The sequence below is a fragment of the Flavobacterium humi genome, assembly GCF_004745595.1.
Lineage (GTDB): Bacteria > Bacteroidota > Bacteroidia > Flavobacteriales > Flavobacteriaceae > Flavobacterium > Flavobacterium humi.
In genome coordinates, this window is sequence record NZ_SRLH01000009.1 from 106,030 (window position 1) to 130,283 (window position 24,254).

General features: G+C 42.0%; 22 protein-coding genes and 1 pseudogene. 10 read left to right on the forward strand and 13 right to left on the reverse strand.

The genetic code is table 11. The features are described from left to right. Positions 1–20: 20 nt before the first annotated feature. The 3 genes from carB to rpmH form a co-directional block, all read right to left on the reverse strand. Complete coding sequence (carB, locus tag E4635_RS14930) at positions 21–2,873, reverse strand: carbamoyl-phosphate synthase large subunit (RefSeq protein WP_135527507.1); 2,853 nt, start codon at positions 2,871–2,873, stop codon at positions 21–23. 43 nt (positions 2,874–2,916) lie between these two features. Further along, the gene (locus tag E4635_RS14935; protein WP_135527508.1) at positions 2,917–3,753 is read right to left on the reverse strand and encodes a GNAT family N-acetyltransferase; all 837 of its coding nucleotides are present in this window, start codon (positions 3,751–3,753) and stop codon (positions 2,917–2,919) included. Between the two features lie 168 nt (positions 3,754–3,921). Next, complete coding sequence (rpmH, locus tag E4635_RS14940; RefSeq protein ID WP_007136275.1) at positions 3,922–4,083, reverse strand: 50S ribosomal protein L34; 162 nt, start codon at positions 4,081–4,083, stop codon at positions 3,922–3,924. Between the two features lie 156 nt (positions 4,084–4,239). On the opposite strand from rpmH, the gene E4635_RS14945 reads away from it, so the two are divergent. Together E4635_RS14945 and E4635_RS14950 are read left to right on the forward strand one after the other, a co-directional pair. Continuing rightward, complete coding sequence (locus E4635_RS14945) at positions 4,240–4,755, forward strand: DUF2892 domain-containing protein (RefSeq protein WP_135527509.1); 516 nt, start codon at positions 4,240–4,242, stop codon at positions 4,753–4,755. 158 nt (positions 4,756–4,913) lie between these two features. Next, positions 4,914–5,609: a TlpA family protein disulfide reductase gene (locus E4635_RS14950; RefSeq protein ID WP_135527510.1), complete on the forward strand. Its 696-nt coding sequence runs from the start codon at positions 4,914–4,916 to the stop codon at positions 5,607–5,609. A gap of 6 nt (positions 5,610–5,615) precedes the next feature. Here E4635_RS14950 and E4635_RS14955 read toward each other — a convergent pair whose 3' ends face one another. The 3 genes from E4635_RS14955 to E4635_RS14965 are packed head-to-tail and all read right to left on the reverse strand — an operon-like array spanning position 5,616 to position 7,578. Continuing rightward, the gene (locus E4635_RS14955) at positions 5,616–5,984 is read right to left on the reverse strand and encodes a sulfite exporter TauE/SafE family protein (protein WP_135527511.1); all 369 of its coding nucleotides are present in this window, start codon (positions 5,982–5,984) and stop codon (positions 5,616–5,618) included. A 10-nt stretch (positions 5,985–5,994) separates the two neighbouring features. Next, on the reverse strand, positions 5,995–6,882 hold the full coding sequence (locus E4635_RS14960; protein WP_135527512.1) for a lytic transglycosylase domain-containing protein: 888 nt from the start codon (positions 6,880–6,882) through the stop codon (positions 5,995–5,997). 39 nt (positions 6,883–6,921) lie between these two features. Next, positions 6,922–7,578, reverse strand: a complete 657-nt coding sequence (locus E4635_RS14965) for an alpha/beta fold hydrolase (protein ID WP_135527513.1) — start codon at positions 7,576–7,578, stop codon at positions 6,922–6,924. A 106-nt stretch (positions 7,579–7,684) separates the two neighbouring features. On the opposite strand from E4635_RS14965, the gene E4635_RS14970 reads away from it, so the two are divergent. Further along, positions 7,685–7,969, forward strand: a complete 285-nt coding sequence (locus E4635_RS14970; protein ID WP_135527514.1) for a GNAT family N-acetyltransferase — start codon at positions 7,685–7,687, stop codon at positions 7,967–7,969. A 68-nt stretch (positions 7,970–8,037) separates the two neighbouring features. Beyond that, positions 8,038–8,379 (forward strand): hypothetical protein, encoded by a 342-nt coding sequence (locus tag E4635_RS14975; RefSeq protein WP_135527515.1) that lies wholly within the window; start codon positions 8,038–8,040, stop codon positions 8,377–8,379. Here the strand turns inward: E4635_RS14975 and mtaB are convergent. The 4 genes and pseudogenes from mtaB to E4635_RS14995 form a co-directional block, all read right to left on the reverse strand. After that, the gene (gene mtaB, locus E4635_RS14980; RefSeq protein ID WP_135527516.1) at positions 8,376–9,704 is read right to left on the reverse strand and encodes a tRNA (N(6)-L-threonylcarbamoyladenosine(37)-C(2))-methylthiotransferase MtaB; all 1,329 of its coding nucleotides are present in this window, start codon (positions 9,702–9,704) and stop codon (positions 8,376–8,378) included. The genes E4635_RS14975 and mtaB overlap by 4 nt on opposite strands. 334 nt (positions 9,705–10,038) lie before the next feature. Continuing rightward, positions 10,039–11,436: pseudogene (aspA, locus tag E4635_RS14985) on the reverse strand (aspartate ammonia-lyase). Between the two features lie 87 nt (positions 11,437–11,523). Then, entirely contained in the window at positions 11,524–12,699 is a 1,176-nt protein-coding gene (locus tag E4635_RS14990) for a GlmU family protein (protein WP_135527517.1), read from the reverse strand. 125 nt (positions 12,700–12,824) lie between these two features. Then, positions 12,825–13,076, reverse strand: coding sequence for a type B 50S ribosomal protein L31 (locus E4635_RS14995; RefSeq protein ID WP_135527518.1), 252 nt, complete (start codon positions 13,074–13,076; stop codon positions 12,825–12,827). A 219-nt stretch (positions 13,077–13,295) separates the two neighbouring features. Between E4635_RS14995 and E4635_RS15000 the strand changes: the two genes are divergently transcribed. From E4635_RS15000 to E4635_RS15015, 4 genes are read left to right on the forward strand one after another with little or no spacing between them, the layout of a single operon-like run. After that, positions 13,296–13,838 (forward strand): DUF4199 domain-containing protein, encoded by a 543-nt coding sequence (locus E4635_RS15000; protein ID WP_135527519.1) that lies wholly within the window; start codon positions 13,296–13,298, stop codon positions 13,836–13,838. Then, positions 13,839–14,795 carry a glycosyltransferase family 2 protein gene (locus E4635_RS15005; RefSeq protein WP_135527520.1) on the forward strand — a complete coding sequence of 319 codons (957 nt, stop codon included), beginning with the start codon at positions 13,839–13,841 and terminating at the stop codon, positions 14,793–14,795. A gap of 31 nt (positions 14,796–14,826) precedes the next feature. Then, on the forward strand, positions 14,827–16,554 hold the full coding sequence (locus E4635_RS15010) for a phospho-sugar mutase (protein ID WP_135527521.1): 1,728 nt from the start codon (positions 14,827–14,829) through the stop codon (positions 16,552–16,554). After that, positions 16,555–18,384, forward strand: coding sequence for an ABC transporter ATP-binding protein (locus E4635_RS15015; RefSeq protein WP_135527522.1), 1,830 nt, complete (start codon positions 16,555–16,557; stop codon positions 18,382–18,384). It begins immediately after the preceding gene. Positions 18,385–18,515: 131 nt separating this feature from the next. Here E4635_RS15015 and E4635_RS15020 read toward each other — a convergent pair whose 3' ends face one another. The 3 genes from E4635_RS15020 to E4635_RS15030 are packed head-to-tail and all read right to left on the reverse strand — an operon-like array spanning position 18,516 to position 23,422. After that, positions 18,516–19,229, reverse strand: a complete 714-nt coding sequence (locus E4635_RS15020) for a CREC-EF hand family protein (RefSeq protein ID WP_135527523.1) — start codon at positions 19,227–19,229, stop codon at positions 18,516–18,518. Positions 19,230–19,265: 36 nt separating this feature from the next. After that, entirely contained in the window at positions 19,266–21,725 is a 2,460-nt protein-coding gene (locus tag E4635_RS15025) for a TonB-dependent receptor (RefSeq protein ID WP_135527524.1), read from the reverse strand. Between the two features lie 5 nt (positions 21,726–21,730). Next, positions 21,731–23,422, reverse strand: a complete 1,692-nt coding sequence (locus E4635_RS15030) for a M23 family metallopeptidase (protein WP_135527525.1) — start codon at positions 23,420–23,422, stop codon at positions 21,731–21,733. 187 nt (positions 23,423–23,609) lie between these two features. Here E4635_RS15030 and E4635_RS15035 point away from each other — a divergent pair, with 187 nt between their 5' ends. Both E4635_RS15035 and E4635_RS15040 read left to right on the forward strand, forming a co-directional pair. Beyond that, the gene (locus E4635_RS15035) at positions 23,610–23,900 is read left to right on the forward strand and encodes a hypothetical protein (protein WP_135527526.1); all 291 of its coding nucleotides are present in this window, start codon (positions 23,610–23,612) and stop codon (positions 23,898–23,900) included. A gap of 8 nt (positions 23,901–23,908) precedes the next feature. After that, positions 23,909–24,202 carry a cell division protein ZapA gene (locus E4635_RS15040; RefSeq protein WP_135527527.1) on the forward strand — a complete coding sequence of 98 codons (294 nt, stop codon included), beginning with the start codon at positions 23,909–23,911 and terminating at the stop codon, positions 24,200–24,202. The last annotated feature ends 52 nt before the right edge of the window (positions 24,203–24,254 follow it).

Below are 24,254 nucleotides of genomic sequence, written 5' to 3' on the forward strand. Positions count from 1 at the left end.
CTCTTGACGAGGGCTTTCCTTTATTTGGTAAGGTACATTTTCCTTCTGGAATACAATTCGTAGAACTGATCGTCCTTTAAATCATCTATAAAAAGAATGCTTTCTCCGGTACTTTTCATTTCAGGCCCCAAAGCTTTGTTCACATTCGGGAATTTGCTGAAAGAGAAAACCGGCTGTTTGATCGCATAACCTTTCAATTGTGGGTTGAAGGTAAAATCAGTTACCTTATTCTCGCCCAGCATTACTTTGGTCGCATAGTTCACATAAGGTTCCCCATAGGCTTTTGCAATAAACGGTACTGTCCTGGACGCCCTAGGATTGGCCTCGATGATGTAAACCGTATCGTCTTTGATCGCGAACTGGATATTGATCAGACCCACCGTTTGCAATGCCAGGGCAATTTTCTTGGTATGGTCCTTAATTTGCTGCATGACAAATTCCCCTAAATTGAACGGAGGCAATGTCGCGTTACTGTCCCCGGAGTGCACCCCACAAGGCTCGATATGTTCCATGATACCGATAATATATACATTTTCGCCATCGCATATGGCATCGGCTTCTGCTTCGATTGCACCATCCAGGTAATGGTCAAGAAGGAGTTTGTTCCCCGGGATATTTTTCAATAAATCGATCACATGTTCTTCCAGCTCCTGTTTGTTGATGACAATTTTCATCCCCTGGCCACCTAATACATACGAAGGTCGTACCAACAGCGGGAAATCAAGGGAATCTGCCAGTTTAGAAGCCTCATCGGCACTTTCCGCAATCCCGAATTTTGGGAAAGGGATATTTAAATCTGTCAGCAATTCGGAGAAACGTCCCCTGTCTTCTGCCAGATCCAGCGCATTGAAGCTTGTCCCTAAAATCTTGATACCGTATTTTGAAAGTTTTTCAGCCAGTTTCAAAGCCGTTTGGCCTCCCAGCTGCACGATTACACCTTCCGGTTTTTCGTGGCGGATAATATCATATATATGTTCCCAGAATACCGGTTCGAAATATAATTTATCGGCCGTATCGAAATCTGTGGAAACGGTTTCAGGATTACAATTGATCATGATGGTTTCGTATCCGCATTCTTTAGCGGCTAAAACACCATGGACACAAGAATAATCAAATTCTATCCCCTGCCCAATCCTGTTTGGCCCGGAACCTAGTACCACGACTTTCTTTTTCGGTGTAACGATACTTTCATTAGCCACATAACGCTCTCCGTTTGCCTTTTCGATTTCTGCTTCAAAAGTAGAATAATAATAAGGCGTAAGGGCTTTGAATTCGGCGGCGCAAGTATCTACCAGCTTATAAACACGGTTGATCTTTTTCTCATCGCGCAATTTATACACCTGGCTTTCCAGGCAACTTATCATGTGTGCAATCTGCCTGTCGGCGAAACCTTTTTGCTTGGCTTCCAAGAGCAGGTCTTTTGGCAACGTATCAATAGAATATTTGGAGATTTCTTTTTCCAGGGCGTACAATTCCTCATATTGTTTCAGGAACCACATGTCAATTTTAGTGATTTCATGTATCCTTGACAACGGGATCCCCATCGCAATAGCATCGTAAATCACGAAAACCCTGTCCCAGCTTGCATGGGTTAGTTTGTCGATAATCTGCTCATAATTTTTGTATCCTTTTCCATCTGCTCCCAATCCGTTTCGTTTGATCTCAAGGGATTGCGTGGCTTTGTGCAGGGCTTCCTGGAAAGAACGCCCAATTCCCATTACTTCCCCAACCGATTTCATCTGAAGTCCTAAAGTCCTGTCCGATCCTTCGAATTTATCGAAATTCCAGCGTGGGATTTTTACGATTACATAATCCAGGGTTGGTTCAAATAAGGCTGAAGTAGATTTTGTGATTTGGTTCTGAAGTTCGTCCAGATGATAACCCAAGGCCAATTTCGTAGCGATTTTCGCGATTGGATAACCTGTCGCTTTCGATGCCAAGGCCGAAGAACGCGATACACGAGGATTGATCTCGATGGCCACGATATCTTCCTGGTCATCCGGAGAAACCGCAAACTGCACATTACAGCCTCCGGCAAAATTTCCGATGCTGCGCATCATCAAAATGGCCATATCACGCATTTTCTGGAACGTGGTGTCCGATAAAGTCATGGCCGGCGCTACCGTAATGGAATCCCCGGTATGGATTCCCATCGGGTCCATATTCTCGATGGTACAGATAATCACTACATTATCGTTTTTATCGCGGAGCAATTCCAGTTCGTATTCTTTCCAACCCAATAAAGCCTTGTCAATCAACACTTCATGTATAGGCGAAGCTTCTAATCCGCGAGTTAGCAAATCATCAAAATCTTCTTTTTTGTGTACGAAAGCCGCTCCGGTCCCTCCTAAAGTAAACGAAGGACGGATTACCAACGGGAACCCGAATTTCTGGGCTATTTCTTTTCCTTTCAAGAAAGATGTCGCCGTTTCCGCCGGTGCTGTCGGAACTTCTATTTTCTGAAGCAATTGCTTGAACTGCTCCCTGTCTTCGGTAATATTGATGGCATTGATATCGACGCCAATTAATTTCACGCCAAAATCCTGCCAAATCCCTTTCTCATCTGCTTCCAGGCAAAGGTTCAATGCCGTCTGCCCTCCCATAGTTGGCAAAACCGCATCAATCTGCGGATGCGCTTTCAGGATTTCGATAATTGATTTTGTAGTAAGCGGTTTCAGGTATACATGGTCAGCCATGGAAGGATCGGTCATGATGGTCGCCGGATTTGAATTGATCAAAATCACTTCGATACCTTCTTCCCTTAATGAACGTGCTGATTGTGAACCTGCATAATCAAATTCGCAGGCCTGCCCGATTACGATTGGACCTGAACCTATGATTAAAACCGATTTAATTGAATTGTCTTTTGGCATTGTGTGTAGTTATTGTTGTTTATTAATTTTAGTATGTTTTCATTTAAATATCCAGCGTCATTTCATATTGGCTGATAAATATGTCGAAACCGCTTGTTTTTAGAAATGCTTCCGCCCCAACGGCTTTTTTATCAACATTTATGACCGTCACGGGAACGCTTTCTTCTGTAAGGACATAATTCAGGAGTTGTTTCCCAAGGCCTTCCTTTCTTCTTTTTCGGTCCACGGCCAGCTGATGGATCCTTTTTGTGACCGGATTGAAAATAAGATACCCCATTAAATCCTCACCGTCGTAAATCCCGATAGATATGTTAGCCCCGAACAGGTTTTCAACCGCTGTTACCGAATTTTGCCAGGACGGTTCGCAATCCCAAAAAGACTGCAGCAGATCCCAATCATATCCTTTCAAAGGCTTTATAACCGCGCTATCCTTCACTTTCTTGCTTACATTTCCTTTATAACAGTCCAGTTCGCGGTTGGTCCTAAACCCTAATTTGTGATAGGTATGCTTTGCAACATGGTTTTCGGTAAGCACTTCCAGCTGGATTTGGCTTATGCCTTTATTTTTTAATTGAGGAATGATAAAATCATACAGTTTCCCCGTTATATTATTCCCTCTGCGGTTCGGGATTACTCCGGTTCCCGCGTTATAGGCTTTATTTTCCCCGTTAACGGTATCTTTTCCGTGGAGGATAAAACCGATCAAATCATTACCTTCAAAAGCACCTGCCGAAAGGGACAAGTCGATACTATCGCTTTTGATCTTATTTACAAATTGTTCTTCAGAAAGCCGAACCGGCACCAAATAGTCTGAAAAAGACAGGTTAAAAGCATCCAGGATCTGATCAGTACTTGTATTTTCTAATGTTCTTATGATCATTTCAACGTATTTATTTTTTTCCTGCTTCCTGAAATATCCTGTATAAAGATAAAAACTCTGTTGTTAAAATTTGAGGTTGTTTTTTTTAAAACCCGGCCTTTTTTAAACACGGTATAAAAAAAAGGCGATACTAATAGTAACGCCTTTAATATGTTTAACAGTCAAACATTATTTTTTGTGTCTTGGTTCGCAAGAAACAGTTAATTTATGTCTTCCTTTTGCTCTTCTACGAGCAAGCACTTTTCTTCCATTCGCAGAAGCCATTCTGTCCATAAAACCGTGCTTATTTCTTCTTTTTCTTTTCGATGGTTGAAACGTTCTCTTACTCATAACTGTGTATCTTTAAAAATCGTATATAATATCTTATTTTGGGTTGCTTAAAAACCGAGTGCAAATATACAACCATTTTTTTTTCTTGCAAGTGGTTTTATAAAAATAATTTTAAATCGTTTTACTATATTTGCAATTCATTATAAAAAAACAACTATGTTTCATAGAAATATTAAACTCGCAATAGCCGCATTATTAGTAATTGCTGGTATTTGGCAATTTACCGAAAGTAATATCGGCAATGGAATCTTCTTGATTTTACTGACTGTAATTCCAATTTTTCTTTATTTTAAGAATGAATATATCCTTTTGGCCTTCTTAAAATTACGGAAACAGGACTTTGAAGGAGCCAAAAACTGGCTGGATAAAATCAAAAACCCGGAAACGGCTTTGGTTCAAAAACAGCAAGGTTACTACAACTACCTGCACGGGTTGATGCTTTCACAGACAAACCTGACCCAGGCGGAAAAATATTTTAAAAAAGCCATCAGCCTAGGATTGAGCATGGACCAGGACCTGGCATTGGCCAAATTGAACCTCGCCGGCATTGCCATGAGCAGAAGAAGGAAGATAGAAGCGACCAACCTGCTCAATGAAGCTAAAAAACTCGACAAACAGAACATGCTCAAAGACCAGATCAAGATGATGAAAGACCAGATGAAAAAAATATAAGTTAACACAATATTCTTACAGGAGCCACGTTTTTAACGTGGCTTTTTTTGTCTGTTTTAAGTAAGTCATCGGGAATAATATACTTTTTATCGAATTAAAAAACAGACTTGATTATCAATACGATAGATTTATATCTTTGCATTGTAAACGTACTGGTTATGAGGAAAATTTACTTATTGTCTACCTTTTTTGCCTTCTGTTTTTTTGGTTACGGCCAAGAGGACGGGTCGAGTTTTGCCGGCGCCATAAAGTTACATTTGAAAAAATACAATGCGCAGTCTGACCTGGCATTTGAAAATAAGGACTGGGAAAAAGGACAGGTACTTTTTGATTCCCTGGTTTCCAATTACCTCATCGGGACAACTTTTGAAGATTATACTTTAAAGAGTTTTGAAAAAAGGAAAATAAAACTCAGCAGTTTTAAAAAACCCGTTTTCATCCTGACCTATGCTTCCTGGTGCATTCCCAGCAAAGGCGAAGTGCCGGCGCTCAACAAATTAGCACAGAAATACAGCAAAGATGTAAAATTTGTAATCCTGTTCTGGGACAAAAAACACAACGTAAAAAAAATCGCCCGTAAATTCAACCATAACATTACGATATGTTATGCCCATGAAACCTATAAAAACGATGCGAATATTGTAGCAAACCTAAAACACACTTTAGGATTCCCGACTTCTTATTTCCTGGACCAGGATTTAAAAGTAGTCAACATAAAACGTGGCGGTGCCCAGCCGGACAACAAAAGCACTTACGTGAAAGCCTATACCATGAACTATAATGCTTTCAGGGAAGGACTAGGCAGCTTGCTCATTGAAAAAAACATTACAGACGAGCAATTGACCACAAATTAACCGTTTTTATTTCTCCAGCAACATCTTTCCGGCCATAATAATAAGGACAATGCTAAAAATCTTCTTGAGCATTTTCTGATCGAGGTTTACCGCCAGTTTACTGCCGAAATAGCTGCCTACAACAAAGAAAACGGCAATGACTATGGCAAATTTCCAATTGATGTACCCTTCCTTATAATAGTTGAAAACCGCAATTGCCGTTACGGGTGCCAATAATACGGCCAAACTGGTCCCTTGCGCCTGATGCTGTTCAAAACCGACCAGCAAAACCAGGAGTGGCACCATGATTATCCCTCCGCCAACACCAACCAATCCACTTAGTATTCCAGCCAATAAGCCGATTATTATTAACGATGCAATAGTTGCTGTAGTCATATTTTTCATTTTAGTTATATCCTTTTAAAGGAATTTCTATGGCATATTTCTTTTTGGCCGGATTGTCTAATTTTTTATCACGCAGCCACGGATTGTGGTATTTCAGTATCTTATAGTTGATGCCTTGTGTTTTGGCAAACTGTGCCAGGTCTGTAATAGTGCTGTCTACCTCTATCTTTTTGGTAGGCAGGTTTTCATACAATTCAGATTTCGGGACATTGAACCCATATTTTACAGGATTTTTCATAATTTCCTTCAGAGCCAAAATCCTAAACACGTAACGCGAGGTTTCTTCCGTCAGCAACAAATCGTAATAATCATTTACCTGTTGGAATTCTATTTGCTTGGCAATCCCGTTCATCCCACCATTATAAGATGCAGCGGCAAGTGTCCAGGACCCGAATTTTTCCTTGGCAGAAAGAAAGTACTTGCAGGCCGCTTCCGTCGATTTTTCAAGATGGTAGCGTTCGTCAATGGTTTCCGTCACTTCCAGTTTTTTCTCTTTTGCCGTATCAGGCATAAACTGCCAAACACCGCGGGCACCGGATCCGGACACCGCATTCAGCAAAGAACTTTCTATAACGGCCAGGTATTTGAAATCATCCGGGACATTGTATTTTGCCAGGATAGGTTCGATGACAGGAAAAGCCTTGTTCGCCCTTTTTATGATTAGTATAGTAGAAGAATGCAGGTTTTCATTCACCAAAAGCTCCCTGTCCATCCTTTCCCGGACATCATAAATATGCAATGGTGTTTTTTCCCCGGCAAAATCAATAGAATCCGGAAGGACAGCCGAAACAACCTTATCCGGGTTTGTACTGAATGTGGTTGCGTTAATCAATATTCCGCTTATCCCGATCAACGAAACAAGCAATGCCGCTTTTTTTATCATTTCCATGTGCTTCTCTTTAAAATGTAAAAGTAATAAATGCCGGCCTTATTTCAGGATGATTTCGGGCAAATTGCTGTTAAACCACCGAAACCGGTTCAGGATCATCATATGTGTCCCGCCGTCAATCCTGATATAATCCTTGATGTTTTTAGCAGGGAAAACCTCATCCGCATCACCATGGATGTGGATGATTTCGCCGTCGGCTTGCTTCCGGTCCCAGTTCAGGACATTTTCAATCGCCCAGTCCAGGTATTTTTTATCGTTGACCGAAAGATAGGTTTTGTAAAGCTCCAACCGTTTTTTTATCAATTCGCCCTGTCCGTATTTGAGCAAAAACTCAACGTGCGAGATCAGGCTGGTCGGGATGAGTTTATAGGCTTTTGTATTTTTGGCCAGTTTCATCCGCATGGGGAATTCGGTATTGCATTTCACGCTCGAAATGATGATTGTTTTCCTGAACTTTTTTATCCTTGCCATTTCCTGCACCAGGATACCGCCAAAAGAAACGCCAATCAGGACGGCATCTTCATGCTTTATTTCGGCTGTCATCCTTTGGGCATAATGCGCAAGCGTCTCTTTGTTCTCGGGCAGGAACCATTCCAGCAAATGCATTTCAAAGTGTTCTTCAGGTAATTTTATCCGTTCAAAAATCTTGGAACTTGCAGCCATTCCCGGCATAAAATAGACGTGGGTCTTACTCATTATTTAACTCTTTTATAGCAAAGCCGGTTAATTATTCTTAATTTTGTATAAAAATAATCCATTTGACTGACTTGTCTCTATGGTCAATATTATTTTTTCGAAAAATATGGAAATTAAAGACAATACTTTCTCGAGGCAGTTTGAAGCCTTATCTGACGGCAAACTCGTTACCGTTGAATATTCTTTCCAGGAAAAGAAGATCTTTCTAACCAAAATGAGCGTTCCTGAAAATTTCGACAACGAAGAATTCATCACCGATTTCTTAAAAGACATCATGGCCATTGCTGTGGAAAGGAAATTAAAAGTAGTGCCTATTTTACCAAAAATAGCCGCTTTTTTCAAGAAAAACCCCGTCTACAAAGAATTGCTTCCTCCGGGGATCAGGATATAAATAAGCAAAGCCGTTCTGTTTTTGGAACGGCTTTTTTGTTTTTTGGAAAAAACATATATCTTTAGTCCATGAGTTCAGAAGAGACAAATCATAAAATCATCGAATTTTTCGAAAACATCGAAAAGTATTATGGCTGCAAAACCGAAATAACGGAAGGCCTGACTACCGAGGTCAATACCATTGACGCCGACCACACTACCTGGAACCTGTCGGAATTTACGCTGATCCGTTCCGCATACCGCAACAACGGCGGGAAATTCATGCTCGAAGGTGACACGACCTATTACGAAATAGATGCCACATCAATCATTGTGCTGAACGAACCGGGCCGCAACAAATTTGAGTTTATCGAACAATATGGGGACAATGTATTCCGGGTAACCAAAATCAGGTTCCACTATAAATATTAAGCTTCGACGTTCAGGAATTCCATCCTGACCATTCCGTCATCATCAATCCTGGTTAGGGTTATATCGTGCAAAGTATTGACCAGTTCAGGGTTCCAAGGTGTTTTTACCTTGACATAATTCTCAGTGAATCCGTGGATATAGCCTTCTTTATTTTCTCCTTCAAATAAAACCGTCCTGTCTGTTCCGATTTGGCTTTCATAAAAAGCACGTCTTTTTTTAACCGACAGCCCGCGTAGCATTTTGCTTCTTTTGGCACGGACATTCCCGGGCACAACCCCTTCCATGGCAGCGGCTTCTGTATTGTCCCTTTCGGAATAGGTAAAAACATGCAGGTAGGAAATAGGCAACTCGTTCAGGAAATTATAGGTTTCCAAAAACAACTCGTCTGTTTCGCCGGGAAAACCTACGATAACATCCACACCAATGCAGGCGTGGGGCATCACTTCCCGGATTTTTGCCACACGGTCAAAATACAGCTCGCGCAGGTAACGGCGTTTCATTTTCTTGAGGATCGTATTGCTTCCGGACTGTAGCGGAATATGGAAATGCGGCACAAAAGTCCTGCTTTTGGACACAAAATCTATGGTTTCGTTTTTCAATAAGTTTGGTTCGATGGAAGATATCCGCAAGCGCTCAATCCCTTCCACTTCATCCAGGTTCTGGACCAATTCGTAAAAAGTATGCTCGTGTTTTTTGTTCCCGAATTCCCCTTTTCCGTAATCCCCGATATTCACACCGGTAAGTACGATTTCCTTAATGCCCTGTTGTGAAATCTCTTTGGCATTTTTCAGGACATTTTCCATCGTATCGCTTCGTGAAATACCACGGGCCAAAGGAATCGTGCAATAGGTGCATTTATAGTCGCATCCGTCCTGAACTTTCAAAAAGGCACGTGTCCGGTCCCCGATGGAATAACTCCCAACGTAGAAATCCGCCTCCTCGATTTCGCAGGAATGCACTTCTCCCATATCGTTTTTGGACAAATCATTGATATAATCGGTGATTTTAAACTTCTCCGTAGCGCCCAGGACTAAATCCACTCCGTCAACATCGGCCAATTCTTCAGGCTTGAGCTGTGCATAACAGCCCACAGCGGCCACAAATGCCTTCTCATTGAGCTTCATGGCTTTTTTGACAATCTGCTTGAACTGCTTATCAGCATTTTCGGTAACGGAACAGGTATTGATGACATAGATATCTGCCACCTCTTCAAAATCGACACGTTCGAAACCTTCTTCCTGAAAGTTTCTCGCAATGGTTGATGTTTCTGAAAAATTCAGTTTACAACCCAAGGTATAAAAAGCAACTTTTTTCTTGTTTTCCATAAAAATCCTTAACCAATGAAATCGTTGTCAAAAAATTAAGTGCGCAAATTTAAGTACAAAAATCGGTTTGAAAAAATTAATAAAAAACTATATATCAATAATTTACATTATAAAAATCATCCAACAGCCATTTATTACGCCCCAAAACGCCAATTACCACGTTACCCGACGTGGTGTTTGGCGTTGGATAACGTGGTATTTGACGTTCCGGACGTGGTCTACCACGTTATAGGACGTGGTCTTTGGCGTTCCGAACGTCATTTTTGACGGTAGACAACGTGGTACTTGACGTTCCGGACGTGGTCTACCACGTTATATGACGTGGTAAATGGACCTATTTGAGTTCTTTGGGAGCCAGCATGTTTTCCGGGTTTAGGATATCGTCCAGCTGTTCTTTGGAAAGGATCTGGTGTTCCAACACCAAATTGTAAACGCTTTTCCCGGTTTCCAAAGCTTCTTTGGCAATTTTTGTACTGTTCTTGTACCCGATATGAGGATTTAAAGCCGTCACGATACCGATACTATGCAAGACCATTTCACGGCAGTGTGCTTCGTTTGCGGTAATACCATCGATACACCTGGTGCGCAGGGTATCCATTCCGTTGGCCAGTAAAGCCATCGATTCCATAATGGCATACGTCAGGACCGGCTCCATTACATTGAGCTGCAACTGTCCTGCTTCGGCCGCCATGGTTACGGTCAAATCGTTTCCTATAACACGGTAACAAACCTGGTTCATTACTTCGGGGATAACCGGATTTACTTTTCCCGGCATAATGGAAGAGCCCGGTTGCATTGGCGGCAGGTTGATTTCATTCAGTCCGCATCTTGGCCCGGAAGAAAGCAAACGCAAATCATTGCATATTTTGGAAATCTTGATGGCCATTCTTTTAAGTGCCGAAGAATAAATCACGTAAGAACCTGTATCCGGTGTGGCTTCGATTAAATTGGGTGCCGAAACAATAGCCAGCCCGGTTACTTTGGCCAAATTTTCGGCACATAACTTCGCATAGCCCGGAGCGGCGTTCAATCCTGTCCCAATGGCCGTAGCGCCCATATTGGTTTCCAGGAACAAATTGGAATTTTGTGTCAGCCGGTCGATTTCCTCTTCGAGCGTAGCAGCAAAAGCCTCAAATTCCTGGCCCAATGTCATCGGAACCGCATCCTACAGCTGTGTCCGCCCCATTTTAAGCACATGCTTGAATTCTTCTCCCTTGTTACGGAAAGACTGGATCAATTCCTTAAGGTGCCCGATCAGTTTCATATTCGAATGGATGCCAGCCACACGGATGGAAGTCGGGTAAGCATCATTTGTAGACTGTGATAAATTGACATGGTCGTTCGGCGAGCAATACTGGTATTCCCCTTTTTGATATCCCATGAGTTCCAAAGCCCTGTTGGCCAAGACTTCATTGATGTTCATATTGGTAGATGTCCCGGCGCCGCCCTGAATCATATCGATAGGGAACTCCTTGTCGAATTTGCCGGTAATGACTTCTTTGGCGGCATCTACAATGGCATTTTTCAGTTTTTCTTCCAGCAATCCCAGTTGGAAATTGGTTTCGGCAGCGGCCCATTTTACATACGCCAGCCCTTTTATAAATTCCGGGTATTGGTATAATTTAACTCCCGAAATATGGAAATTGTCCATAGCCCGTTGGGTCTGAATACCATAGTAAGCATTGGCAGGAACCTGCATATCACCCAGTAAGTCGTTTTCTGTTCTGTACATGATTTTCAAAAATTAAGAGAATAAATTTACAAAAAAAACCACGACTGCCCGGGCAATCGTGGTGTTATAATTTGCTTAAAGTTTCGCTTATTCTTTTCGCCATTTTTTGGTTTCCTCGAAAACATGCTCCAGGATCCGGGCATCTTCTTCCGAGAATTCTACATGGCGGCGTGACATGACAACCTTGGCTACTTCAAATGCTTTTTTAGTCAGGTAGGTGGTAAACCCCGAAGCGCCTCCCCAGGAAAAGCTAGGCACGAAATTGCGCGGAAAGCCACTGCCGAAAATATTGGCACTCACTCCTACCACAGTCCCGGTATTAAACATCGTGTTGATGCCGCATTTGCTATGGTCTCCCATCATCAGGCCGCAAAATTGCAGTCCTGTCCTGGCGAAATTCTCGGTTTCGTAACTCCATAACTTCACTTCCTCATAATTGTTTTTCAGGTTGGAATTATTACTGTCTGCACCAATATTGCACCATTCGCCCAGTACGGAATTCCCTAAAAACCCATCGTGGCCTTTATTGGAATACCCAAAAAGCACCGAATTGTTAACTTCTCCGCCAATTCTCGAATGTGGGCCAACCGTTGTGGCGCCATATACTTTGGTTGCCAGTTTTACCTGAGCTTCTTCGCAGAGTGCAAACGGCCCACGGATTACGGAACCTTCCATTATTTCGGCATTTTTACCGATATAAATAGGTCCGGTGGAAGCATTTAATGTTACGAATTCCAGCTTGGCGCCTTCTTCGATAAAAATATTTTCCGGCGAAAGCACATTTACTGATTTAGGGATCGGTTGCGAGTTCCTTCCTTCTGTAATCAATTCGAAATCCTCGCGCAAAGCCGCATCGTTTTTGGCAAAAATATCCCAGGTATGCTCAATTTTGATGCAGTCCTCATTGAATTCTATGATTTCATAAGTGTCAAAATCGACTTCTTCCTGAGTATCATGGGTATAAAAAGCCACGACTTCGTCCCCACGGAAAATGGCCTGGTTCGCTTCCAGGCTCCTCACCATTTCCGACAAGACATCATTAGGCAGGAAAGAAGCATTGATCATGACATTTTCCTCCATTTCAACCATAGGGAATTTCTCCATCAGGTATTCTTCAGTCAGTGTGGTTGTGGTATAGCCGAGGTATTTTTCCCATTTCTCACGGATGGTAAGGATCCCGATACGGATATCGGCAACCGGGCGTGTAAATGTAAAAGGGAGCAGCGCGTTACGGACAGTGCCGTCAAAAAGTATATAGTTCATTTTTAGCGTGTTTGATAATTGGATTGTTTTGCCAACCGAAAACCAAAGTTACAAAGTTTTCCCACAGGTACAACTAAAAAAGCCTCTCGTAAAGGAGAGGCTTCTGTATAATGTGGAAACAGCGATTATTTGCTGAATTTCGCGTATTTGTTTTTGAATTTATCAATACGTCCTGCAGTATCGATAAGTTTAGATTTACCTGTGTAGAAAGGGTGTGAAGTTCTTGAGATCTCCATTTTGTACACTGGGTATTCAACACCTTCGTGAGTGATAGTTTCTTTAGTTTCTACTGTAGATTTAGTGATAAAAACATCTTCATTCGACATGTCTTTGAAAGCAACTAATCTGTAATTTTCCGGGTGAATTCCTTTTTTCATGATAAATCTTTTATTAATGGTTACTTTCGGTTTTGATGCTTTTTGTTTCAAAAAAGGTATCGACTTACAGTAACTTTTTGGTTTACTTTTTATTATTTCAGGGTGCAAATGTACAACTATTTTTTTAAAATCAAATCATTAAGTAACTTTTTTTGAAACACAGAGACTAATCGTAGATAGAGTAGAATTCTTATATTTGCAAATTAAACAAACCTAAACATGGAAAATCAAAAACCGACTTCGAAACCGCATATTGAATTTGGGCTTTTTTACGGATTGGCAATGATCATATCATTTGTGATCGTGTATACTTTACATATGGATCCGGTCGAAAACCCTTTAATTGGGACACTGACCAGTGTTTTTAGTTATTTTGTATTCCCGGTCGCCTTCATATATTTTGGGATTGCGGCTTTCAAGAAAAACAACCAGGGCTTCGCTTCTTTGGGTGAATGCCTGAAAACAGGAGTAGCCATCGCTTTCCTTGGTGCTTTGGTATTTTCTGTGTTTACCGTAATTTTCAACTATGTTTTTCCGGATTACATGGACGAAATCATAAACCAGACCAGAAGGATCATGCTAAAACAAAACCCGAATATGACAAGCGACCAGCTGGAAACTGCCATTGGAATGGTAAAAAAATTCTCTTCGCCGTTATTTGCAGTTCCGATCAGTTTGCTGATGCTGTCTTTCCTAGGGTTGATTTATTCGACAATTATTGGTCTTATTTTGAGAAAAGACCGACCACAATTTTTACAATAGATGAATATTTCCATAATTATTCCTTTACTCAACGAGCAAGAATCGTTGCCAGAACTGACTTCGTGGATCACTAAAGTCATGGATGCCCATAACTTCTCGTATGAAGTTATTTTTATCGATGACGGAAGCACCGACGGGTCCTGGCAGACTATCCAACAGCTATCGGATGAGAATCAAAACATAAAAGGCATACGTTTTTTGAGAAATTACGGGAAATCGCAGGCGTTGCATGCCGGTTTTGCCAAAGCTCAGGGAGACGTAATCATTACCATGGATGCTGACTTGCAGGACAGCCCTGATGAGATCCCGGAATTGTTTGCCATGGTTACCGAGGAAAATTATGACCTGGTTTCCGGCTGGAAAAAGAAACGCTATGATTCGGTCGTAGCCAAAAACCTGCCGTCAAAATTATTCAATTGGGCAGCCAGGAAGACTTCGGGCGTAGAACTGAACGATTTCAACTGCGGATTGAAAGCCTACAAAAAAACCGTCATCAAAAACATCGAAGTTTCGGGCGAAATGCACCGTTACATCCCTGTTTTGGCTAAAAATGCCGGGTTTTCGAAAATAGGGGAAAAAGTGGTACTCCACCAGGCAAGGAAATACGGCGAATCAAAATTTGGAATGAGCCGCTTTATCAATGGTTTCCTGGATTTGATAACCATTTGGTTTTTATCGAAATACGGCAAAAGGCCCATGCACTTATTTGGCGCTTTTGGCGTTTTAATGTTTATCATTGGTTTCTTATCGACCTTTTTGATTATTGGAGTAAAATTATTCCGGTTGTCTTTCGGTTACGAAACCATATTGGTAACGAGCAATCCTTTATTTTACATTGCGCTCACAGCAATGATCATAGGGACACAATTGTTTTTGGCCGGTTTCCTGGGAGAAATCATTTTAAGGACGAAAAACAATGAAGAAAGATATAAGATTGCCACGGAAATCAATCTTTAGAATAGCTTATCTGTACTTTTAAATTAAGAAAATGCACATCGAACAACATATTTTAGATCAGGTAAATATTTGGCTGACACCAACTTTTGACGAAAAGACGCACGAAGCCATCAAGGAAATGATGACTTCTTCGCCAAAAGAGCTGGAAGACAGTTTTTATAAAAACCTGGAATTCGGAACCGGAGGAATGAGGGGCGTTATGGGCGTAGGGACCAATCGCATCAACAAATATACATTAGGAAAAAATACGCAGGGATTATCCGATTACCTGAAAAAATCATTCCCAAACGAAACACTTAAAGTCGCGATTGCCTATGATTGCCGCCACAACAGCAATACGCTGGCCAAAACGGTAGCCAATGTGTTTTCAGCCAACGGGATCAAAGTATACCTATTTTCGGATATGCGGCCGACACCGGAACTTTCCTTTGCCGTAAAACACCTAAAATGCCACGCCGGGATTGTTTTGACAGCTTCGCACAATCCACCCGAATACAACGGATACAAGGTATACTGGCAAGATGGCGGCCAGCTTGTCCCGCCTCAGGACAATGAAATCATCCAGGTTATTGAAGCCTTAAGTTATGAACAGGTTAAGTTTGAAGCCGATGACAGCCTGATTGAATATATTGATGTGGAAATCGATGACGCTTTTGCAAAATCCACTATCGAAAATGCAAGCTTCAATACTTCGGCGGCAGCCAAAGAAAATTTAAAGATCGTATACACTTCCCTGCACGGGACTTCCATAAAGGCCATCCCGGGCGTATTGGCCAAAGCAGGTTATACCAACGTAAATATCGTTGCCGAGCAAGCCGAACCTAATGGTGATTTCCCAACTGTAAAATCCCCTAATCCGGAAGAGCCTGAAGCTTTGACCATGGCATTGGCACTGGCGGAGAAAACCAATGGGGATATTGTTATCGGTACCGATCCCGATTCAGATCGTTTAGGGGTTGCAGTCCGTAACACCGATGGAAAAATGATGCTGCTCAATGGGAACCAGACCATGGTTGTCATGACGCATTTCCTGCTTCAGCAATGGAAAAAACAAGGGAAGCTTACCGGTAAGGAATTTATCGGATCTACAATCGTTTCCACACCTATGATGCTGGAACTGGCTTCCGCTTATGCTATAGAATGCAAAGTTGGCCTGACCGGCTTTAAATGGATCGCTAAAATGATCAAGGATTTCCCTAACCAGAAGTTTATCGGTGGCGGAGAAGAAAGTTTCGGATTTATGGTAGGCGATGCCGTACGGGATAAAGATGCGGTGGCCGCGACCCTTCTGGTTTGCGAAATGGCAGCTTTGGCCAAAGAAAAAGGCAGCTCCCTTTACCAGGAATTGCTTCAGATGTATGTAGACTACGGTTTTTACAAGGAACATTTGATCTCCATCACCAAAAAAGGGATTGAAGGCGCCAACGAAATCAAACAGATGATGGTAGACCTTCGCGAGAAACCTTTACAGGAAATCAATGGCGAAAGGGTTGTCATGATTGAAGATTACCAGCAGTCAACTGCCCGGAACCTGTTTACCGGCGAGGTAAGCACTTTGGACATCCCAAAATCGAACGTATTGATCTATTACCTGGAAGACGGAAGTAAAATTTGCGCCAGGCCAAGTGGTACGGAACCTAAAATCAAGTTCTATTTCAGTGTAAATTGTGCCATTGAAAGCGCAAATGACGTTCCAGAAGCTGAAATTTACTTAGACACTAAAATAAAAAACATTATTGCTGGAATGCAATTGAACTAAATGAACAGTACCTTTTTTAAAATATTACGTTACGCGCTGCCGTATAAAAAGTATGCCTTTTTGAATGTTTTTTTCAACATTCTGTATGCGCTATTCAACACTTTGTCGTTTGTGATGCTGATCCCTATGCTGAATGTGATGTTCGACAAAACCAAAAGGGTTACCATCGAGCCGGTATACAACGGGCTGGCGAGCCTTCCGGGGTATTCGAAGGATTACCTGGATTATATCGTAACGACAACTTCCGATCAAAAAGGCCCGCAGCTTTCGCTTTTGCTGATGATTTCGTTGGTAATCAGTATGTTTTTGCTGAAAAACGTCTTCAATTACCTGGCCATGTATTATGTCACTTTCCTGCGTAACGGGACATTAAAGGATTTGCGCCTTGCCCTGTACGACAAAGTGATCCACCTGCCGCTTTCCTTCTATTCCGAAAAAAGGAAGGGAGATGTTATGGTCCGCCTCACGAATGATGTCGGGGAAGTACAGTTTTCCTTTTTATCCATCCTGGAAATCATCATCAAAGAACCCTTGACGATTATTTTTACGATCGTTTCGATGTTCTACATCAGTACCAAACTGACGCTTTTCGTGTTTTTCTTCATTCCCTTGTCCGGATTTTTAATATCCCTGATCGGGAAAAGCCTAAAACGGAAATCCAGTAAAGTACAGCAGGAATCGGGTGTTTTCCTATCGATCCTGGACGAAACCTTAAGCGGTTTGAAAGTCATCAAGAGTTACAACGCGGAACCGAATTTTCAGGGGAAATTTACACAATCTGCCCAAAACCTATACAAATTCTCGAACAGTTTGGTCAACCGAAACAACCTGTCCACACCTATAAGCGAATTCCTGGGAATTGTCGTGATTGCCATCCTGTTGTGGTTTGGTGGGAATATGGTCCTGATCGAAAAGACCTTGCAAGGAACCGAATTCATTGCTTATATGGGGCTTGCCTATGGTATCCTTACTCCTGCCAAAGCCATTTCAAAAGCCTCTTATACACTAAAAGGCGCCATGGCCGCCGCCGATAGGGTTTTGGAAATCTTAGGACAGAAAAATGATATTACTTCCAAAGAAGGTGCCATTATAAAAAATACTTTTGAAGACAAAGTCGAGCTCAAAAACATTAATTTCCGTTATGAGCAGGAAAATGTACTGAAGAATTTTTCCATAGAAGTGCCAAAAGGGAAAACAGTGGCTTTGGTCGGGCAATCGGGCAGCGGGAAAAGTACCATTGCCAACCTACTGACTCGTTTTTATGACGTACAGGAAGGAACCATAACCATAGACAATGTTGACATCAAGGACATGAACCTGCAGTCTCTTAGAGGTTTGATGGGATTAGTGACGCAAGATTCGATCCTTTTTAACGATACGATCAAAAACAATATCCTTTTAGGAAAAGAAGATGCAAGCGATGAAGAAATTATCGAAGCCTTGAAGATCGCCAACGCCTATGAATTTGTAAAAACCCTGCCTTTAGGCATTGAAACCAATATTGGGGATTCCGGGAATAAACTCTCCGGAGGGCAAAAACAACGTTTGTCCATTGCCCGTGCGGTGCTAAAAAACCCACCTATCATGATTTTGGACGAAGCCACTTCCGCATTGGACACCGAAAGCGAGAAATTTGTCCAGGTAGCCTTGGAAAACATGATGCAGAACAGGACTTCCATTGTGATTGCCCACCGTCTTTCGACGATCCAGAAAGCAGACAAGATCATTGTGATGCAAAGAGGTGAAATTGTAGAACAAGGAACGCACGAAGAACTTTTGGCCTTAAGGGGAACCTACCATAAATTGGTCATGATGCAATCTTTCGAATAAACTTCGGACCACATAAACCTAAAAAATGCCCTTGTTTCTATCATTAAAACAAGGGCATTTTTTTATTTAAGGTAGTAAAGAGAATGAGATTTTTTGGATTGGACAATTCCAAAGGAAAACAATTCAAACTATTAAATAGGAGCGTAATCTTCCACCAGCCAATCTTTTGAAAGAAGGTTCACATAGTGGTAATGTACTTTGTCGTTTTTGTCGAAGGCCCCATTTTTATTGATATCTTCAATGGTCCTGAAGTACAGCCTGTTTTGGGCTTCCACGATATTCCAATCAATCAGTTCCTGGAGTTCACCGGAAAGCTTGGTGAATTTCGCACCGCTAAACTCACTGATATATAATGATTTTATATCGTTTACGTCAATTTTTCCGTCCTTATTGGTATCGGAATCCACCAAGGAATACACCAGAATCTGTCTTTTGGTTTTGGCTGCGATGGTGTTTAAAAAAGTAGCCGTCTGAATCTGTATGTTCTTATCGGTTAGCGGCCGTAAGGCGGTAGAATCTATATGCTGGAATTTGATGTTCTCAAAATACCCGGTAAGTTCAAACCGGTTGTAATTGGACAAGGCATAACTTACCGAATTGGTTTTACTCGAGCCGTAACTTCCGTTTACTTCCGAAACTCGGACATCGCCAATGGCATGGAGCAAATATTTAGTCCCTTCCATGTGGATTGGCAAATCGGCGATTTCTATTTCTTCCGCAGCTTTCTTGATGGGTTCGGCCACTGTTTTGGAATCTTCATAAATTACCTTTGGTTTCTCCTGGTTCTGGCAACCGGCCGCCAAGATCAACAACGAAGAAGCAATATATAGCTGGATTTTTTTCATGAGTCAGAATTTATATCAAATATAGGACTTTTTGATTTACAACTTCATATTCAGTTTTAAACTAAAAACACGGGTCGTCAAATAATTAGGCACCCCGTACTGGGATTTTGTATACACATCCCGAACCCATGTATTGGTAATGGCGTTCTGATTGTTGAACAGGTTGAATATTTCCAGCCCTAACGACAGTTCCTTGAATTTTTTCAGCCAGCTTCCTTCTTCCTTGGCCCTTGCCCTATCGGTGAAAACATATGAAAAACCGGCATCCGCACGACGGTAATCCCGCAAACGCATCTGGTAATCATACGGATCGGCATAGGAAGGAGATCCTCCGGGCAATCCTGTGTTGTACACCAGGTTCAGGTACATTTTACAAGCCGGGATGTTTGGAATGTAGTCCTGGAACAATATCCCGAATTTCAGCCTCTGATCGGTCGGACGGGCTATATAGCCTTTGTTTTCGATGTTTTCTTCTGTTTTGAGGTAGCCGAAACTCAGCCAGGATTCTGTTCCCGGGACAAATTCGCCGTTAAGCCTTACATCCAAACCTTGTGCATAAGCCTTGGCATTGTTGTCTGCTTCGTACCGGATCCGGACATTGTCCAGTGTATAGGGGTTGACATCGGTTAATGACTTATAATAAATTTCGGAAACCAATTTGAACGGCCTCTCCCACATCTTGAAACTGTAATCGTTCCCCAAAACAATATGCACGGATTGCTGCGCTTTTACGTTCGGCCTGACTTTTCCTTGGGCATCCCTTAATTCCCTGTAAAAAGGAGGCTGATGGTACAATCCGCCCGAAATCCTGAACAGCATGTCCTTTTCCCAATCCGGCTTTATGGCAAACTGCGCCCTAGGGCTAAAGGTCGTCTGGCTCTTGCCATCGATATTATCACCGCTTACTTGCCATTGATGTGCCCTTACGCCGATATTGGTAAAAATATCATTATTCCCCCATCGTAAACGTTTGTTCCATTGGGCATATCCGGAAATCCGGTCTATGGTCGCATAATTGACCGCTCTTAAATTGCTGTAAGGCACCAATGGTCCAACGTACGGATTATAAGGTTGTTCGTTGATAGGAATATTGATAATGGGCGGATTCAATGAAAAACCGGCCGAATCAATCACTTCCCATTCCCGCATCCTGTCCCGGATGTCCTCACGGGTATATTTTATACCCCATTCGATCTGGTTGTCGTCTTTTTTATGCGATCCTTTCACTTCCGCATTGACAATCAAAGCATCCAAATCATTCCGGGCATGGCTCAACTGTGAACCGATAGCCTGGGAGAAATTGACATTCCCAAAAGTCTCGGAACCTAAATTGGAATCTACCTCGCCTAAGCGGTATTGGGCCAAAATATCGAAATATTCCTGCTCCGTGGTGTGGTAAGCCGAACCTATAAATTTTAAATTGAAATTATCATTAACCGTAAATATTGATTTGAAAGCCCCGAAAAAAGTGGTATACCTGTCTTTTTCCTGTCCTTCGTACAACACCAAAAGAGCAATCGGCTCACTGATTGTCCCAAAGTTCGTCTGGCGGCTCAACGGCCTGTAATCGTATTTGTTCTGGGAGATATTCCCCAGGAAACTGAATTGCCATTTCGTGTTTGGCGTAAAAGTGATATACGATTGCACATCTGCAAAACGAGGCCTGAAATTGGTTTCCGTTTGCTGGCTGTTTACCAATAAACTGTTGTCGCGGTACCTCACGCCTGTGATTGTGGTCCATTTCTGGTTGTTTGAAGCCGTTTCAACAGCAAGGCTCCCGCCAAGGAAACTCGCTTCGAGCGAAGCCCCGAATTTAACCGGGCGGCGATAGGTGATATCCAGCACAGACGATAATTTATCGCCATATTTCGCCTGGAACCCTCCGGCGGAAAAATCTATATTCTGGACCAGGTCGGTATTGGTAAAACTCAATCCTTCCTGCTGGCCGGAACGGATCAGGAAAGGCCGGTACACTTCAATTTCGTTCACATACACCAGGTTTTCGTCATAATTCCCCCCACGGACTGCATATTGTGTACTCAGCTCATTGTTGAAATTGACGCCGGGCAGCGTTTTAAGGATGTTTTCCACACCGGCATTGGCACCGGGAATCAGCCGGACGGTTTTAGGGGAAATCGTTGTCACGCCCTCTACCCTTTTGTTCCTGTTGTTTGTAATGACCACTTCGCCTATCTGCTCTACATTGCTTTTCAGGACAATATTGAATTCGTAATCTTCATTGGGCTTTAATTCCAGGGTGACCACGGCGGCCTTAAGCGAAACGTGGGAAAATTTCAGGTTCGATTTTACCTTGGCCGGAATGTTGAGCAGGTAAAAACCATTGGCGTTCGTAGTGGTTTTATTGTCTTGGAAGGAAACATTGGCGTTTTCGACCGGCTGGTTGTTCTCATCCAGGACAATTCCTTTGACCCTTGCCGTCTGGGCAAATGAAAAGAACGAAAAAACGAAAAATAATAAGGTGAATTTGGTTTTCAAGATAGTTATTTTGTTTTAAAAAAATATGATTCAAATGTAGTAGAATTTCCTAAATTATCTGTAACAATAATTTTAAAATCATTCCGGCCGTCATCAAAAACAGCATCGGAAAAATTATGGGTTAGCCTATGGGTCTTGGTTTCATACTCCATCAGGATCCATTTTCCGTTGAGATACGCATTGTATTCCTTAATCCCCGAGAGATCGTCATAAATGGAAACCTTAAGCGTTTTCTGCTTATCGAGCGTATCGCCTTCCTTAAAACTGGCCTGGTATATTTTGGGCGCCACCGTATCTTTCATCAAAAAGAATTTCCCCAGGCTTTTGGTCTTAATGGAAAACAGGCTGTCTTTTTTATACGTTGTCCGGTAGGTTGCTTTTCCGTCATCAAGGTTGGCTATAAACATTTTTGCCCTTTCCGCTTCCGGTATTTTGGAAACGTCAAAAGTAATGGTCATGTTTTCCAGCACGGCTACGGAATCATCATGCAGGAACAGTTCGTTATCCTTTACGTCGAAATCCAGGAAAAAATCCTCTTCAAAAGTATAAGCCGGGATAAACACCGAAATACCGTCTTTGGCATAACTGTTGTCAATCCTTGATTTTAGGAAATACCCGGGTTTCATGGTTTTTTCTTTTTGGATTACCGGCAATTTCGCATACGAGATTGGCACATTGATAACCGTACTGTTTCCGTTGAAATCCCGCACGACAATTTTATACGTTAGGGAAAAATTGGAAAAAACACTGATAATCCCGTCGTTTTTAGTCTCTTTCATGATGCTGTTAGCATAATGCGCGCCTACAAACAATTTCTGGTACCGCTGCTTTTGGGCCTGGTACCGCGGATAATCGATAAAAGTATTGACGTATTTGGTTTCATCGAAAGAAAAAGTCTCAAACTCAAACCCGAAATACGGCAATCCGTTCAGGAACGTATCGATTTCGAATATCCCGTTTTTACCATAATTGAAATCCGAAGTATCGTAAGCATTGATCCCAAAAGCCAGTTTGCCGCAAGCCGCCACCTGCTCCGCCAGGTAACTTCCGTCGCTTTGCAGCGAAAGGCTGATAAAAACAGGCCTGGAAGAATTATTCACCTGCGAGGAATCGCCTATCGGATAGGCCAAAAGCCCTGTAACCTGTGGCGCTTTGGTATCTTTTATTTTAGCATCGAAACCAAAAAAAAGCGGGTTGATTATTTTTTCCGTTTTGGTGTCCCGGAATTCAAAATGCAGGTGCGGGCCTCCGGAACTTCCTGTATTCCCGGAATAGGCAATGAGTTCGCCTTTTTTGATCGGGAATTCATCCGGTTTGGGGTATAATTCAATCTCAAAACTCTTCCTGGCATATTGCTGCTCGTTCATCATTTTCTGGAGGGAAGGGCTGTACGACTGCAAATGGGCATATACGGTCGTGAATCCGTTCGGGTGGTCAATATAAATGGATTTGCCGTAACCTCCGGTTGCTATCTTAATCCTCGAAACAAACCCGTCTGCGCTGGCATATATCGGAATGCCTTCTCTTTTTTCCGTCCGGAAATCAAGGCCGGAATGGAAGTGATTGGGCCTCAATTCCCCAAAAGAACCCGCCAGCGAAAGCGGAATGTCCATAGGCGAACGAAAGTAATCTTTAGGGTATTTGTCTTGAGCTAAAACGGAGTGGATACATAATAAGGCGGCGACTAAAAATCTCATACAATACATTTTGCGCTAATATAGCGAAAAATTCTACAAAAGCGGTTTCGAAAAAAGATTGATAACAGTAACATTTTAAATCAATTGAGGACTAAAATTGATAAAATTTATTTTTTTTTTCAAAGTTATTGTTATAATTGAATAGGAATATTAACTTTGTGAAGTTATGTAATGAATTTTTATTGGAATGAGCGAGATTGGTGGAATAGTTGATTCTCTTGAAGTTAGATTTCAAAGGCTTTTCAAAAAAATGGAGAGTTTACAACAGGCAAACCACGAATTGGCGGTGAAGTTGGAGGAATCTGATGCGGTTATAGAAAATCAGAACCAGGAAATTAAAAATTTAAGGTCCAATTTCGACTCTATAAAAATTACAAATTCATTACTTGGTAGTGACGAATATAAACGAGATACGAAACAAAAAATAAATTCATTAATTCGGGAAATAGATTATTGTATTGCACAACTTTCTGATTAGAAAGCATAATGAGTGAAAAACTAAAAATAAAAATATCAATTGCAGACCGGGTTTACCCGTTAACAGTCGATCCGAGCCAGGAAGAAGGCCTTCGAAGCGCTTCCAAGAAGATCGATGCAATGATCAAACAGTTTGAACAGAATTATGCCGTCCGTGACAAACAGGACGTTTTGGCGATGTGTGCGCTGCAGTTTGCTTCCCAGGTGGAACAAAAACAGATCGATAAGTCGACCATTGAGGAAACGGCGCGGTTGAAGCTTGAAAAACTGAATGAATTATTAGGGGAATATCTGGATCAATAACAACGTTCTTAACATACACTAAAATACTACCTACATTAGTACTTATTTGATA

What these genes read in the sequence shown, in the direction of transcription:
- E4635_RS15000 (WP_135527519.1), top strand. Translation starts at nt 13,296, where the DNA reads ATGGAAAATCAAAAACCGACTTCGAAACCGCATATTGAATTTGGGCTT.
- E4635_RS15010 (WP_135527521.1), top strand. Translation starts at nt 14,827, where the DNA reads ATGCACATCGAACAACATATTTTAGATCAGGTAAATATTTGGCTGACA.
- mtaB (WP_135527516.1), bottom strand. Translation starts at nt 9,704, where the DNA reads ATGGAAAACAAGAAAAAAGTTGCTTTTTATACCTTGGGTTGTAAACTG.
- E4635_RS14945 (WP_135527509.1), top strand. Translation starts at nt 4,240, where the DNA reads ATGTTTCATAGAAATATTAAACTCGCAATAGCCGCATTATTAGTAATT.
- E4635_RS14970 (WP_135527514.1), top strand. Translation starts at nt 7,685, where the DNA reads ATGGAAATTAAAGACAATACTTTCTCGAGGCAGTTTGAAGCCTTATCT.
- E4635_RS14960 (WP_135527512.1), bottom strand. Translation starts at nt 6,882, where the DNA reads ATGGAAATGATAAAAAAAGCGGCATTGCTTGTTTCGTTGATCGGGATA.
- E4635_RS15035 (WP_135527526.1), top strand. Translation starts at nt 23,610, where the DNA reads ATGAGCGAGATTGGTGGAATAGTTGATTCTCTTGAAGTTAGATTTCAA.
- carB (WP_135527507.1), bottom strand. Translation starts at nt 2,873, where the DNA reads ATGCCAAAAGACAATTCAATTAAATCGGTTTTAATCATAGGTTCAGGT.
- E4635_RS14965 (WP_135527513.1), bottom strand. Translation starts at nt 7,578, where the DNA reads ATGAGTAAGACCCACGTCTATTTTATGCCGGGAATGGCTGCAAGTTCC.
- E4635_RS14990 (WP_135527517.1), bottom strand. Translation starts at nt 12,699, where the DNA reads ATGAACTATATACTTTTTGACGGCACTGTCCGTAACGCGCTGCTCCCT.
- E4635_RS15015 (WP_135527522.1), top strand. Translation starts at nt 16,555, where the DNA reads ATGAACAGTACCTTTTTTAAAATATTACGTTACGCGCTGCCGTATAAA.
- E4635_RS14975 (WP_135527515.1), top strand. Translation starts at nt 8,038, where the DNA reads ATGAGTTCAGAAGAGACAAATCATAAAATCATCGAATTTTTCGAAAAC.
- E4635_RS14995 (WP_135527518.1), bottom strand. Translation starts at nt 13,076, where the DNA reads ATGAAAAAAGGAATTCACCCGGAAAATTACAGATTAGTTGCTTTCAAA.
- E4635_RS15040 (WP_135527527.1), top strand. Translation starts at nt 23,909, where the DNA reads ATGAGTGAAAAACTAAAAATAAAAATATCAATTGCAGACCGGGTTTAC.
- E4635_RS14950 (WP_135527510.1), top strand. Translation starts at nt 4,914, where the DNA reads ATGAGGAAAATTTACTTATTGTCTACCTTTTTTGCCTTCTGTTTTTTT.
- E4635_RS15020 (WP_135527523.1), bottom strand. Translation starts at nt 19,229, where the DNA reads ATGAAAAAAATCCAGCTATATATTGCTTCTTCGTTGTTGATCTTGGCG.
- E4635_RS14935 (WP_135527508.1), bottom strand. Translation starts at nt 3,753, where the DNA reads ATGATCATAAGAACATTAGAAAATACAAGTACTGATCAGATCCTGGAT.
- E4635_RS15030 (WP_135527525.1), bottom strand. Translation starts at nt 23,422, where the DNA reads ATGAGATTTTTAGTCGCCGCCTTATTATGTATCCACTCCGTTTTAGCT.
- rpmH (WP_007136275.1), bottom strand. Translation starts at nt 4,083, where the DNA reads ATGAGTAAGAGAACGTTTCAACCATCGAAAAGAAAAAGAAGAAATAAG.
- E4635_RS15005 (WP_135527520.1), top strand. Translation starts at nt 13,839, where the DNA reads ATGAATATTTCCATAATTATTCCTTTACTCAACGAGCAAGAATCGTTG.
- E4635_RS14955 (WP_135527511.1), bottom strand. Translation starts at nt 5,984, where the DNA reads ATGACTACAGCAACTATTGCATCGTTAATAATAATCGGCTTATTGGCT.